This is a genomic window from Streptomyces sp. ME19-01-6, assembly GCF_033793745.1.
Taxonomy (GTDB): domain Bacteria; phylum Actinomycetota; class Actinomycetes; order Streptomycetales; family Streptomycetaceae; genus Streptomyces.
Genome location: NZ_JARAXF010000003.1, coordinates 106,411 through 120,864 on the forward strand (window position 1 = coordinate 106,411; position 14,454 = coordinate 120,864).

At 75.6% G+C, this 14,454-nt stretch carries 1 protein-coding gene; it reads right to left on the bottom strand.

What is annotated here, in order from left to right; genetic code table 11:
* Positions 1-14,394, bottom strand: a complete 14,394-nt coding sequence (locus PV419_RS07050; protein ID WP_319686866.1) for a non-ribosomal peptide synthetase — start codon at positions 14,392-14,394, stop codon at positions 1-3.
* Positions 14,395-14,454: the final 60 nt, after the last annotated feature.

Here is a 14,454-nt window from a genome sequence, read left to right on the forward strand (position 1 = left end):
TCAGTTCCTCCAGTCAGCTTCGAGCTCGCCGAGCTCGTCGAGCTCGCCCGGGTCCAGATCCACCAGGGAGAGGTCGGTCAAAGTGGCGCCGTTCACCTCGGACCGGGCGGTGGCGGCGTCTGACGTGGCGTAGGACGTCAGGGCGTCGAGGGCGGTGCACCACAGGTCGTTCAGCTCCTGGACCGCGGTCTCCTCGAAGAGCCCGGCGGGCCACGACCAGACCACGTTCAGCCGGGGCCCCTCGGCCCGGTCGTGGGTGATGACGTTGAGCTCCAGGGAGTGGGCGAAGGGCATGCCGGGGTCGGCGGGCGCCACCCGTACGTCCTCGGGGGCCGCGCTCCACGCGCCCGGCCCGTTGTCGGGGCGGACCCGTCCCAGGTAGTTGAACCCGACCTGCGGGCCTGGGGCGTCGGCCAGCAGGGCGGCGGTCCTCGGGTTCAGATGGCGCAGCAGGCCGTATCCGACGCCCTTGCCGGGCAGCGCGCGGGACTGGTCCCGGACCCGTCGCAGCGCCTCGCCGACGGCCGGGCCCCCGGCGAGGAATTCCGCCCAGCCCACGCCGGGGTCGACCCGCAGCGGGTGCATGGCGGTGAACCAGCCGACCGTACGGGAGAGTTCGGCCTCCGCGCCCTCGCCCCGGCCGTGGCCCTCCAGGTCCACCAGCACCGGGCCGCCCCCGCCACGGCCGCGGCGGCGCCGCCACTCGGCCAGAGCGAGCGCGAATCCGGTGAGCAGGACCGCGTCCGCTCCGGTGCCCGCCGCGTCGGGTACGGCGGTCAGCAGGGGCGCGGTGCGCTCGGGCGGCAGCACGGCCCGGTGGCGGCGCAGCGTCCGGTGGGTGTCCACGGCCGGGTCCAGCGGCCGGTCGGACAGCAGCGGGTCGGGGGCCTCGGTCATCCGCCGCCACAGCGGGAGTTCGGCCACGACGGCCTCGGTCCCGGCCCGCCGGTGCAGTTCCCGCGCCCAGGTGCGGAACGAGGTGCGCACAGGCTCCAGCCCCGCCGCGGCGTCCTGCCAGCAGCCCATCAGGTCGGGGAGGAGGATGCGCCACGAGACCCCGTCGACCACGAGGTGGTGGGCCATCACCAGCAGCCGCCCGGGCCTTCGGTCACCGGCGTCGAACCAGACCACCTGGAGCATCACGCCCGCGTCCGGGGCCAGTTCCCGGCGGGCGGCCTCGGCGTGCTCGGCCAGCACCGGCTCCAGCGTCCCCTCCGGGCGGTCCGCGATGTCGACCCGGCGCACCCGGCCCGCCGCGTCCACCGCCCCGGCCGGGGGCACTTCCAGCCGCCAGGGCCCCTCGCCCGACCGGTCGAGCCGGGCGCGCAGCACGGCGTGCCGGTCGAGGACCGCCCCCACGGCGGTGACCAGCGCGTCGTGGGTGAGTCCCGGGTCCACCTGGAGCAGCACGGACTGGTTGAACGCGGCCACCGGGCCGCCCAGTTCCCTCAGCCACTCCATGATCGGGGTGGCCTGGACGGTGCCGGTGCCGTCGTCGGGCGCGTGCGCCGCCGGATCCTCGCCCGCCGCGGCGGCGACCAGCGCGAGCTGTGCGGGGGTCTGGTGCTGGAACACATCGCGCGGGGTGATCACCAGGCCGGCCTGTCGCGCCCGGCTGACCAGCTGGATGGAGACGATGCTGTCGCCGCCCAGCCGGAAGAAGTTGTCGTCCACGGAGACCTCGGGGGCGCCGAGCAGCTCCGCGAACAGCGCGCACAGCAGCCGCTCCCGGTCGTCGCGCGGCGCCCGGCCACCGCCGCCCGGGTAGTCGGGCACGGGCAGCGCGGAGCGGTCCAGCTTGCCGCTGCGCCCCAGCGGCAGGGCGTCCATGGGCACGAACACCGCGGGCACCATGTAGTCCGGCAGCAGCTCGGCCACATGGCCGGCCAGCGCGGCGGTGTCCAGGGCGGTGCCGGCGGCCGGCACGGCGTAGGCGGCCAGCCGCCGGTCCCCCGGCCGGTCCTCGCGGACGACCACGACGGCCTGGGCCACGCCGGGGAAGGACGCGACGGCGGACTCCACCTCCCCCAGCTCGATGCGGAAGCCCCGCACCTTGACCTGGGCGTCGGCCCGGCCCGCGAACGCCAGGGTGCCATCGGGGCGCCACCAGACGCGGTCGCCGGTCCGGTACATGCGCGAGGACGGGGGCCCGAAGGGGTCGGCGACGAAGCGCTCGGCGGTCTGCCCCGGCCGCCCGTGGTAGCCGCGGGCCACGCCCTCACCGGCCACGTACAGCTCGCCGGTGACGCCGGGCGGCACGGGCCGCAGCCGCTCGTCGAGGACGTACACCCGGGTGTTGTCCAGGGGCCGTCCGATGGGGATGGCCGCGCGGCGCCCCGCCCCCTCGACGTCCTCGCGGGTCAGCTCGTGGTGGATGACGCACTGCGTGCACTCGGTGGGCCCGTAGGTGTTGGTCAGCCGGGCCCCGGGGACGCGGTCCATGACCTTGCGGGCGGCCACGGAGGACACCGCGTCACCGCCGACGTAGATGTCCTTCAGGCCGTCGAAGCTTTCCAGGTGGTTCTCGGCGAGCAGCCGGAAGACGCCCTCACTGAACAGACCCACGGTGACTCGGTGTTCGGTCATGGCGCGGGCGAGGGACGCGATGTCGGTGGCCTCGCCGTCGTACGCGACGATCCGGCCGCCCGTCAGCAGCGGCCCCCACAGCTCATAGGTCGAGGCGTCGAACGACACGGGCAGGTGCATCAACATCCGGTCCTCGGCGGTGTGCCCCCACCAGCGGTCGAGGACCATGTCGACGACGCTGCGGTGGGAGACCGCCACGCCCTTGGGCCGGCCGGTGGAGCCCGAGGTGTGGATGATGTACGCGAGGCCGCCGGGCGGCACGGCCGGGGCGGTGCGTCCCGGGCCGGCGGCGCCACGCGGCGGCGCCGGGTCGTCGGCCAGGACGAGCGAGGCGTGGCCGCGCGGGACGCGCGGGGCGGTCCGGCGGTCCGCGATCACGGCCACGGCCTGGGTGCCGGCCAGGATCTGCAGCAGCCGGGCCTCAGGGCTGCGCGCGTCCAGCGGTACGTACACGGCGCCCGCCTTGGCGACGGCGAGCACGGCCACGACGTGGTCGGCCCGCTTGTCCAGCAGCAGCGCCACCCGGTCCTCCCAGCCGACGCCCCGGGCCAGCAGCGCGGCACACAGCTCGTCGGAGCGGGCGTCGAGCTGCTCGTACGTCAGCCGCAGCTCCCCCTGGACCAGCGCGGTGGCGTGCGGGGTACGGGCCGCCTGCCGGCGGAACAGCTCGGGCAGGGAGGCGTCCGGCAGGGCGTGCGCGGTGTCGTTGCGGACGACCAGCAGCTCGTGCAGCTCCTCCTCGGACAGCACCGGGAGCGCGCCGATCGGGCGCTCCGGCTCCGCGACCGCGGCGGTGAGCAGCCGGGCCAGCCTGGCCGCCCAGGCCTCCATGGTGGCGCGGTCGAACAGGTCCGCGGCGTATCTGATCTGTCCCCGGATGCCCGCGGCGGCGCCGGCGCCGTCAGCGCCGTCAGCGCCGTCAGCGCCGTCAGCGCCGTCAGCGCCGTCAGCGCCGTCATTGGAGTAGTGCTCCGTCAGGCTGAACGACATGTCGAACCGGGCCACAGGGGCCTCAACCCCTTCCACCCGCCCGCGCAGACCGGGCAGATCGAGCTCCAGCCGGCCCGTGTTGTGCAGGATGAGCATCACCTGGAACAGCGGGTGGCGGGCGAGCGACCGCGTCGGGTTGACCTCCTCGACCAGCCGCTCGAACGGCAGGTCCTGGTGGTCGTAGGCCGCCAGGTCCGTCTCCCGCACCCGGGCCAGGAGTTCGCGGAAGGTGGGGTCGCCCGAGGTGTCCGTACGCAGCACCAGCGTGTTGACGAAGAAACCCACCAGCTCGTCGAGGGCGTGGTCGGTGCGGCCCGCGCTGGGGGCGCCGAGCGGGATGTCGGTGCCCGCGCCCAGCCGCGTCAGCAGCGTGGCGAGAGCGGCCTGCAGCACCATGAAGACGCTGACGCCGCTCGCCCTGGCGAGGGCCACGACACCGGCGTGCGTCTCGGCGGTGAGCGCCACGGGCACGCTGTCGCCCCGGTGGCTGGCGACCTCGGGGCGAGGGCGGTCGGTGGGGTACGCCGGCTCCTCCGGCAGGCCCTCCAGCGCGGCGGACCAGTGGCGCAGCTGCCGGGAGAACTCGCTGCCGGGGTCGGTGTCGTCGCCGAGGAGTTCGCGCTGCCAGAGGGTGTAGTCGGCGTACTGGACCGGCAGCGGCTTCCAGTCGGGGGCCTCGCCGCCCAGGCGCGCGGCGTACGCCCGCGACAGGTCGCGCAGCAGCGGGGTGTGCGACCAGCCGTCACCGGTGATGTGGTGCATGACCACCACCAGCGCGGCGGTGTCGCCGCAGACCAGCAGCCTGGTCCTCAGCGGCGGCCGGCTGACGAGGTCGAAGCCGGAGACGACGGTCGCCTCGATGGCGTCCGCCAGCTCGTGCGGGGCGACCTCGGACTCCTCCAGGCCGGGGATCCCTTCCTCGATGCCGAGGACCCGCTGGAAGGGCACGCCGTCGATCGCGGGGAAAACGGTGCGCAGGCTCTCGTGCCGGGTGAACACATCGCGCAGGGCCGCGCGCAGGGCGGGGCGGTCGAGGTCCCCGGTGAGCCGCAGCACGAGCGGGATGTTGTAGGTGGGGCTCGGTCCTTCCAGCTGGTTGATGAACCACAGCCGGCGCTGCGCGAAGGACAGCGGGACCGTCTCGGGCCGCGGCCGGGCCGCCAGGTGCGGCCGGGCGGGCGCCTCACCGTCGAGGCGCGGTGCGAGCCCCTCGACGGTGGGGGCTTCGAACACGACGCGCAGCGGCACGTCCACGCCGAGGGTGGCGCGGATGCGGGACACCAGCCGGGTGGCGAGCAGCGAGTGGCCGCCGAGGTCGAAGAAGTCGTCGTCGACGCCGACCCGGGCCACCCCCAGCACCTCGGCGAACAGCCCGCACAGGATCTCCTCCCGGGCGGTACGGGCCGTCCGGCCGGCGGTCACCGGCACCTCGGGCGCGGGCAGCGCGCCCTTGTCCACCTTGCCGTTCGGGGTGAGCGGCAGCGCGTCCAGGACGACCAGCGCGGGCCGCGCGTAGTCGGGCAGCCGCGCGGCCACCCAGGCGGCGAGCGCGGCCGGGTCCACAGCCGCGCCGGCCCCGGTGGCGGGCACGGCGTAGGCGACGAGCCGCCGGTCGTCCGCCCGGTCCTCGCGGACGAGGGCGACGGCCCGGTCCACCCCGGGGAACGACGCGACCGCCGTCTCCACCTCGCCCGGCTCGATCCGGTATCCCCGCACCTTGACCTGGTCGTCGGCCCGGCCCACGAACTCCAGCAGGCCCGGGCCGGTCCAGCGGGCGAGGTCCCCGGTGCGGTACATCCGGGAGCCGGGCGGCCCGAAGGGATCCGCGACGAACCGCTCCCCGGTCAGGCCGGGCCGGTTCAGATAGCCACGGGCCACGCCGGTGCCCGCGATGTACAACTCGCCGGCCACGTTGTCCGGCACCGGGCGCAACCCGGCGTCCAGCACATACGCCCGGGTGTTCCACATCGGCCGGCCGACCGGCACCGGGCCGTCGGGCAGCGCCGCCCCCGCCGGGATCCGGTGGTCCAGACAGCCGACGGTGGCCTCGGTCGGGCCGTAGTGGTTGACCACCTCGACCTCGGGGTGCCGGGCCCGCCACGCCGTCAGCCGGGCGCCGGTGAGCACCTCGCCCCCGATGACCAGTTGCCCGGTGGGTGAGCAGGCGTCGGGCAGCGCCTGAAGGATCGGCAGGTGGCTGGGGGTGACCTTGGCGAAGGTCAGCCCGCCCGGCACCGACAGCCGCTCGTCCAGGTCGGCCACGTGCAGGCAGCCGCCCGCCAGCAGCGTCCCGTACAGCCCGGTCAGCCCCAGGTCGAACGACAGCGGGGAGTGCAGCAGCGTACGGCCGGCCAGCCCCGGATACGCGGCCACGCACCGCGCCGCGTAGTCCACCAGCGAACCGTGCTCGACCACCACGCCCTTGGGCCTGCCGGTCGAACCGGAGGTGTAGACGACATACGCCGCGTCCCGCGCGGACACCGCCACCCGGGGATCGGTGTCGCTCGCCGCCGCCAGCGCCGCCACGGTCCCGGCCGCGTCCAGCGCCACCACCTCGGCCGCGCCGCCGACCGGCGCCACCCCGGTCAGGGACAGCACCACCGCGGGCCGGGCGTCCTCCAGCACGAGCCCCGTCCGCTCCCCCGGCTGGTCCGGGTCCAGCGGTAGGTACATCGCGCCCGTCTTGAGCACCGCCACCATCGCCACCACCGCGTCCGCCGAACGGGGCAGCGCCAGGGCCACCAGGGACCCGGCGCCGACGCCCCGGTCCAGCAGCAGACGGGCCAGCCGGTTCGCGCGGGCGTCCAGCTGCCCGTAGGTCAGCTCCACCGCGCCGCACACCACCGCGGGCGCGTCCGGGGCGGCCGCCACCCGCGCCCGGAACAGCTCCGGCAGCGACGCGGCGGACACCTCGTGCGCGGTGGAGTTGCGCTCGGTCAGCACCCGCTGCCGCTCGGCGGCGTCCAGCAGCTCCACCGCGCCGATCGGGCGGTCCGGATCGGCCACCACCGCCTCCAGCAGCCGTACGAACCGCGCGGCCACCGCCTCCACGGTCTCCCGGTCGAACAGCTCGGCCGAGTAGCCCACGAACGCCTCGATACCGGCCGGGTCGCCCTGGTCGTCATGGCGCTCGGAGAGGCTGAACTGGAGATCCAGCTTGGCCAGGTCGGGGTCGTACGGCAGGACCTCGGCCGCGAGGCCGGGGAGGGCGAAGCGGGGCCGGGCCAGGTTCTGCAGCAGCAGCTTCACCTGGAACAGGGGGTGACGGCCCAGCACTCGCCGGGGGTTGAGCGCCGCGACCAGCCGCTCGAACGGCAGGTCCTGGTGGGCGAAGGCGTCGATGTCAGTGCGCCGCACGCGCCGCAGCAGCTCGCCGAAGGTGGGGTCGCCCGAGGTGTCCGTTCGCAGCACCAGCGAGTTGACGAAGTAGCCGACCACCTCCTCCAGGGCGTCGTCGCCGCGGCCGAACACCGAGGTGCCGACCGGGATGTCGGTGCCCGCGCCGAGCCGGGTGAGCAGCGCCGAAAGGGCCGCGTGCACCACCATGAACGGGGTCGTCGCACTCGCCCGGGCCAGCCCCACCACCGCGCGGTGCGTCTCCGCGCTCACCCGGAACGGGACCACCCCGCCGCGCAGGCCGGCCGCCGCCGTCGGCCGCGGCCGGTCGGTGGGCAGCCGCAGCTCGTCCGGCAGCCCGGCAAGCCGGTCCTTCCAGGAGGCGAACTGGCGGGAGATCTCGCTGTCTTGGTCGGACTCCTCTCCCAGCAGCGCCCGCTGCCACAGGGTGTAGTCGGCGTACTGCACGGGCAGCGGCTCCCAGGCCGGGGCCTCGCCCCGCAGGGCCGCCTCGTACGCGGTGGACAGGTCTCGGGCGAGCGGCGCGGCGGACCAGCCGTCGCTCGCGATGTGGTGCGCGACGACGACCAGGATGTGCTCGCGCGCGCCGAGAGCCAGCAGCGACACCCGCAGCGGCGGCTCGTGGGCGACGTCGAATCCGGTGCTCGCCGCGGCCGCGATCAGCGCTTCCACAGCCTGGTCGTCCTCGCCCGCCGCGTCCACGACGGACACGGCCGGCGCGGCGTCGGCGGGGTCGAGCACGACCTGCCGGGGGACGCCGTCGGCCTCGGGGAACACCGTGCGCAGGCTCTCGTGGCGGGCCGCCACGGAGGCGAACGCCGTCTCCAGCGCGGTGGTGTCGAGCTCGCCCGACAGCCGGACCACCACCGGGATGTTGTACGTGGCCCGGCCGGCCTCCAGCCGGTTGATGAACCACATGCCGCGCTGTACGTACGACAGCGGCAGCACCTCGGGCCTAGCCTGGCGCGCCAGGCCCGGGCGGGCGGGCCCGGCGGCGTCCAGGCGCCCGGCGAGCGCGGCGACGGTGGGCGCCTCGAACAGCGCCGCGACCTCGACCTCCACGCCAAGGGCCGAGCGGATCCGGGACACCAGACGGGCTGCCAGCAGGGAGTGTCCGCCCAGGCCGAAGAAGTCGGCGTCGACGCCGACCCGTTCCAGGCCCAGCGCCTCGGCGAACAGCCAGCACAGAATCTCCTCCCGCGGGGTGCGCGGCTCCCGGCTCACCGTGCCGGGGGCCTCCGGCACCGGCAGCGCCTTGCGGTCCACCTTGCCGTTCGGCGTCAGCGGGACGGCGTCCAGCGCGACGACGGCCGACGGCACCAGGTGGTCCGGCAGCACGGCGGCGAGCGCCTCACGCACCGCGCGCGGGTCCGGCCGCCCGTGGCTCTCCCCCACCACGTACCCGACGAGGCGGGGCTGGCCGCCGGGGCCCGGCACCACGGAGGCCACCGCGTCCGCCACCCCGGGCAGGTCCCGGAGCCCGGCCTCGACCTCGCCCAGCTCGATCCGCCGACCACGGATCTTGATCTGGGTGTCGCGGCGGCCCAGGAACTCCAACTGCCCGTCCGGCAGATAGCGCACCCGGTCGCCGGTGCGGTACATCCGGCCGCCGGGCGCGGCGGAGGGGTCGGCGAAGGGGTCGGCGACGAACGTGTGCGCGGTCTTGGCCGGGTCGCCCAGATATCCGCGGCCGACGCCGACGCCCGCCACGTACAGATCGCCGACGACACCGACCGGCACCGGCTGGAGTTCATCGCTGAGCACATACAGCCGGGTGTTGCGGATCGCCCGCCCGATCGGGGAGGTGGTGCGGCCGGGGTCCCGGGTGATGACCGCGTGGGTGACGTCGTCGGAGCACTCGGTGGGGCCGTAGGCGTTGACGACCGGGATCGCCGGGAAGCGGGCGAACCAGCGGCGGCACAGCTCGCCGGGCAGCTCCTCGCCGGTGACGACCAGCCACCTCAGGGACGCGAGGGCGGGCAGGGGCTCGCCGTCGTCCCAGGCGTCCAGCGCCGCGCGCAGCAGTGAGGGCACCACCTCCAGGACGGTGACCTCCTCGTCGGCCGTCCGCCGGAACAGCCCCGACGGGTCGGCCGCGAGACGCTGCGGGGCCGCGAGCGCCCGGCCGCCGACGACCAGCGGGGCGAGCATCTGCCACAGGGAGATGTCGAAGGTCAGGGGGGCGTTCTGGACCACCGTGTCGGCGGCGGTGAGGCCGAGGTCGGCCACCTTGGCCGACAGGTGGTTGTTCATCCCCCGGTGATGGACCATCGCGCCCTTGGGCCGGCCGGTGGAGCCGGAGGTGAACAGGACGTAGGCGAGCTGATCCGCGGGCGGCGGGCCCGCTTCCGGTACGGCCGCGGGCCCGGGTTCGCCACCGTGGCCGGAGTCGCCACCACGGCCGGAGTCGCCACCACGGTCGGTGCCGCCGGTGCCGTCGTCGGCCGGGCCGAGGGGCAGCACCTCCACCCCGCCGGAGGTCTCGCCGGATGTTCCGCCCGCCGCCTTTGCGGCCGTCTCCCGGTATCCCGGTCCGGCCAGCAGCCACCGCGCTCCGGCGTCGGCCAGCGCGGCGGCGGAGCGCTCCACCGGCGCGCCGGTGTCCAGCGGCAGATACGCGGCCCCGGCCGCCAGCGCGCCCAGCAGCGCGGTCACCGCCCAGCGGCCCCGGTCGGCCAGGACGGCGACCACCGCGTCGGGGCCCGCGCCCGAGGCCTTCAGCCGCCTGGCCAGCCGGTCGGCCCGGGCGACGAGTTCGCGGTAGCCGAGGTCTCCGTCGGCGTCGGTGACCGCGACGGCGTCCGGCCGCTCCGCCGCCAGTTCGCGGACCCGGGCCCAGACGTCGCGCAGCGGCTCGGACGCGGCGGTGTCGTTCCAGTCCCGCAGCAGTCGGCGGTGCTCCTCGTCGGCGAGGATCCGGGCCGTGGCGACGCGCGCGTCCGGGTCGGCCATGACGGCGCTCAGCAGGCGGCCGTAGCGCCGCAGCAGCTCCCCGGCGGTGGACTCCTCGAAGACGTCGGCGCGGTACTCCAGCGCCACCCGGATCCCGTCCGGCTCCCCCTCGGGGGTGAAGTTCTCCCGGACGTTCAGCGACAGGTCGAACTTGGCGGTGCCCGCGGGGACCTCGAGCAGCCCCAGCCCCAGCCCGTCGAGCTCCGGCGGGGTCGCGGGCGAGCTGTCCATGGCCAACATGACCTGGAACAGCGGGTGCCGGCCCGCCGAGCGCGGCGGGTTGAGCGCCTCCACGAGCCGCTCGAACGGCAGGTCCTGGTGGGCGTAGGCGGCCACGTCCGCCTCGCGCACCCGGGCGACGAGCTCACGGAAGGTCGGGGCGCCCGAGGTGTCGGTACGCAGCACCAGGGTGTTGACGAACAACCCGACCAGATCCTCCAGCGCCTCGTGCGGGCGCCCGGCCACGGGCACGCCGAGCGCGATGTCCTCCCCGGCTCCCAGTCTGCTCAGCAGCGCAGCCAGGGCGGCCTGGAGCACCATGAAGGTGCTGGCGCCGCCGGCCCGGGCGAACTCGGTGATGCCGCGGTGCAGCGAGGAGTCAAGGCCGAGGGTGACCAGGGCGGCCGGGGCGGTGGCGACCCCGGGCGGGTGGGGCCGGTCGAAGGGCAGGTCGAGCTGGGCGGGCAAACCGGCCAGCCGCTCCTTCCAGAAGGCGGTCTGCCGCGCCGTGACGCTCCCCGGGTCGGCGGCGTCGCCCAGCGTGCGGCGCTGCCAGGCGGCGTAGTCGGCGTACTGCACGGGCAGCGGCGGGAATCGGGGCGCGTGCCCGGCCCGGCGGGCCCGGTAAGCGACCGCGAGGTCGCGCAGCAGCGGGCCGTAGGACTCCGCGTCGGCCGCGATGTGGTGCACCAGCAGCAGCAGGACGTGCCGTCGCGCATCGAGCCGGAACAGCCGGGTCCGCAGCGGCGGCTCGACGGCCAGGTCGAACGGGCGGGCCACGGCCGCGGCCAGTTCCTCGCGCAGCCGCGTCTCGGCGCGGACCACGGTGGCCGGCGCGGGGCGGGCCGGGCCGCCGGACGGCAGGACGCGCTGGACGGGCACGCCCGCGCGGTCCGGGTAGACGGTGCGCAGCGGCTCATGGCGGTCGGTGAGGTCGCCGAGAGCCTCGGCCAGGGCGTCCGCGTCGAGGTCGCCGTCGAGGGTGAGGACCAGCGGAATGTGGTACGCGGCGCTGGGGCCCTCCAGCCGGTGGAGGAACCACAGCCCCTGCTGGGCGAAGGAGAGTTCCAGGTCGCCGTCGCGGGGTATCGGGGTCGGCCCGGGGCGGGCGGAGTCGGCGGGCTCGGCGGCGTCCAGCTCCCCGGCGAGCCCGCGCACGGTGGGGGCGCGGAAGAGCACGTCGATCCCGCACTCGGTCCCCAGCCCGGAGCGGATCCGCTGGGTCAGCCGGGCGGCCAGCAGGGAGTGCCCCCCGAGGTGGAAGAAGTCGTCGTCGATGCCGACGGTCTCGACGTCGAGCACCTCGGCGAAGAACCGGCACAGCGTCCGCTCCCGCTCGGTGCGGGGCGGGGTGTGGGACCGTTCCGGGGCGCCCGCGGGGTCCGGCAGGGCCTTGTGGTCGACCTTGCCGTGGGGGGTGACCGGCAGCGCGTCGAGGGCCGTGAAGGTGGCGGGCACCAGATAGCCGGGCAGCTCCCGCTCCAGCGCCTCGCGCAGCGCGGCGGGTTCCGGCTCCGCCCCGGCGGCGGGGACCAGGTACGCGGCGAGGGACGCCTCGCCGCGCGCGTCCCGGCGCACCACCACGGCGGCCCGGCCGACAGCGGGCAGCCTCAGCAGGGCGGCCTCGGCCTCGCCGGGCTCGACCCGATAGCCGCGGATCTTGACCTGGTCGTCGGCGCGGCCGAGGAACTCCAGCGCCCCGTCCGGGCGCCGCCGCACCAGGTCGCCGGTGCGGTACATGCGCTCGCCGGGGAATCCGTAGGGGTTGGCGACGAAGCGTTCGGCCGTCAGCGCGTACCGCCCCAGATACCCCCGGGCGACGCCGGCGCCGGCCACGTACAGCTCGCCGGGGACCCCGGGCGGCGCCGGGGCGAGCCCGCTGTCGAGCACATACACCCGGGAATCGCCGACGGATGTGCCGATGCCGGGCGGGTCGTCCGGGCGCAGCGCGTCGGACATGGTCGCGCAGACCGTGGTCTCCGTCGGGCCGTACGCGTTGACGAACCGGCGGCCCGGCGCCCAGCGGGCCACCAGGTCCTCGCCCAGCGCCTCACCGGCGGACACCAGGGTGGTGACCGAGCCGAGGTCCCGGGGGTCCAGCGCGGACAGGACGGCCGGCGGCAGGGTCGCATGGGTGACGCCGTGCCGTGCGATGACCTCGGTGAGCCCGGCGCCGGGCAGCAGCCGGTCCGCGGGGGCGACCACCAGCCGCGCGCCCGAGCACAGGGCCATGACGAGCTCCCAGGCCGCCGCGTCGAAGCCGGGCGAGGCGAACTGCAGCACCCGGCTGTCGGCGCCCACCCCCAGCCTCTCGGCCTGGGCGGCCGCCAGGGGGGCGATGCCGCTGTGGGTGACGACCACGCCCTTGGGCCGCCCGGTGGAGCCCGAGGTGTAGATGACGTACGCGGGCCGGTCCGCGGTCAGCGGCGCGGTGCGCTCGGCGTCGGTCAGGTCGCCGTCCGGCAGATCCGCCAGGAGGTGCGCGGTGGCGGGCGCGTCCAGCAGCAGCGGCGAGCGGCCCGCGCCGGAGGCCGGGTGGGCGGTGGCGGCGTGGGCCAGGACGCATACGGGCGCGGCGTCGTTCAGGAGGTGGGCGACGCGCTCGGCCGGGTAGCCGGGGTCGACCGGCACATAGGCGGCGCCCGCCTTGAGCACCGCGAGCGCCGCGGTCACCAGGTCCACCGAGCGGGGCAGCAGCAGCGCGACCCGGTCCTCGGGGCCCACGCCCCGTGCGGCGAGCAGCCGGGCAAGGCGGTTGGCCCGCCGGTTCAGCTCCGCGTAGCCGAGGGAGGTGTCCTCGTACTCGACGGCGGCGGCCTCCGGCGCGCTGCGGACCCGCTCCTCGAACAGACCGGGCAGCGTGGGGCCGGATGCCGGGCGCGCCGCGGCCCGGTCCGGCGGGACAAGGGCGGCGCAGAGTTCCTCGTCGTCGAGCAGCGCCACCCGGGCCAGCCGCGTCCCCGGCTCGTTCAGGGCCCGGACGAACCGTCCGACGAACCCCATATAGCGGTCCTGGTGCCGGGCGAGTTCGGCGGGGCCGTACAGCTCGGGATGGGCGTCGAAGTCCACCCGGATCCGGCTGCCGCCGTTCCGGTCGTACACCGAGATCGCCAGGTCCTCGATGAGGCGCTGCGACATGTTGTGCGTCTCGGCGGGGCTGCCCGCGAAGCTCAGCTCGTAGTCGAACGGCACGACGTTGAGCAGCGGCCCGAAGAACCTGCGGTGGTCGTTGGGCAGACCGAGGTCCCGGCGCAGCTGCTCGCCCCGGTAGCGCTGGTGGGCGAGCAGCCCGCGCAGCGCCGTGCGGGTGCGCTGCAGCAGATCGCCGACGGTGGTGTCGGGGGTGACCGCCACCCGCAGCGGCAGCACATTGGCCGCGAGGCCGGGGACGTTGCGGGAGGGCCCCTCGGGGCGGGCGGGGACCGGCAGGCCCAGCACCACATCCGTGGTTCCGGTCATCCGGTGCGTATAGGCCGCCGTGGCGGCGACCACGATCCGGGACCGGGAGACCCCGGCGCGCTCGGCCGCCCCGGCCAGGTCGCGCCGTATCTCCTCGGGCAGCCAGGCGCCGCGGCGGATGAAGTCCGCGGTGGGGCGTAGCGGGCGCGGGGACAGGGCGACGGGATCGGGCAGGTCGGCGTACGCCTCCCGCCAGAACTCCCGGTCCGCGCGGAAGGTTTCCGAGTCGCGGTAGGCGAAGTCGGCGGCGAGCAGGGTGCGGACGGGTTCGAAGGGGGTGGGGTCCGGCTCGGTGCCGGCCGCGAGCGCGCTGTACACATGCGCGACCCGGCGGACGAGCAGGGAGGTGGCCACGCCGTCCAACAGGATGTGGTGGTAGGCGTAGTACCAGAACCAGTGGTCGGGGGCGGCCTGGAACAGGGCGTAGGTGAACAGCGAGGGCCCGGTGAGGTCGATCCTCTTGCGCAGGTCCCGGCCCATCCACTCCTCGGCGGCGCGCCGGGGGTCGGGCTCCGCCGAGACGTCCATGACCCGCAGCCGCCACCGGGGTTCGCACCCCAGGACCTGCCGGGGCCCGTCCTCGGTGTCCAGGAACCTGATGTGCAGGGAGTCCGCCTCGGCGACCACCTGGCCCAGGGCCCGCTCGAACACGCCGGGGTCGACCGGGCCGTGGATCTCCACACATTCCGCCGCCCGGAAGATGGGGCTGTCGGGTTCGACCCGCTGGGCGAACCACACGCCCGCCTGCGCACCGGTCAGCGGAAGCGATGTGTGTTCCCCGCCGGCTTCCCGGTCGGCCTTACCGCCGGCGAAAGCCTGAGATCCGTCCATGACTCCCCGCTATTCCTCGATGCAGGACCCTAACCAGGCCCTTCGCCACCCGACTGGACG

Coding starts and splice junctions, on each gene's coding strand:
- PV419_RS07050 (WP_319686866.1), bottom strand. CDS start 14,394: ATGGACGGATCTCAGGCTTTCGCCGGCGGTAAGGCCGACCGGGAAGCC.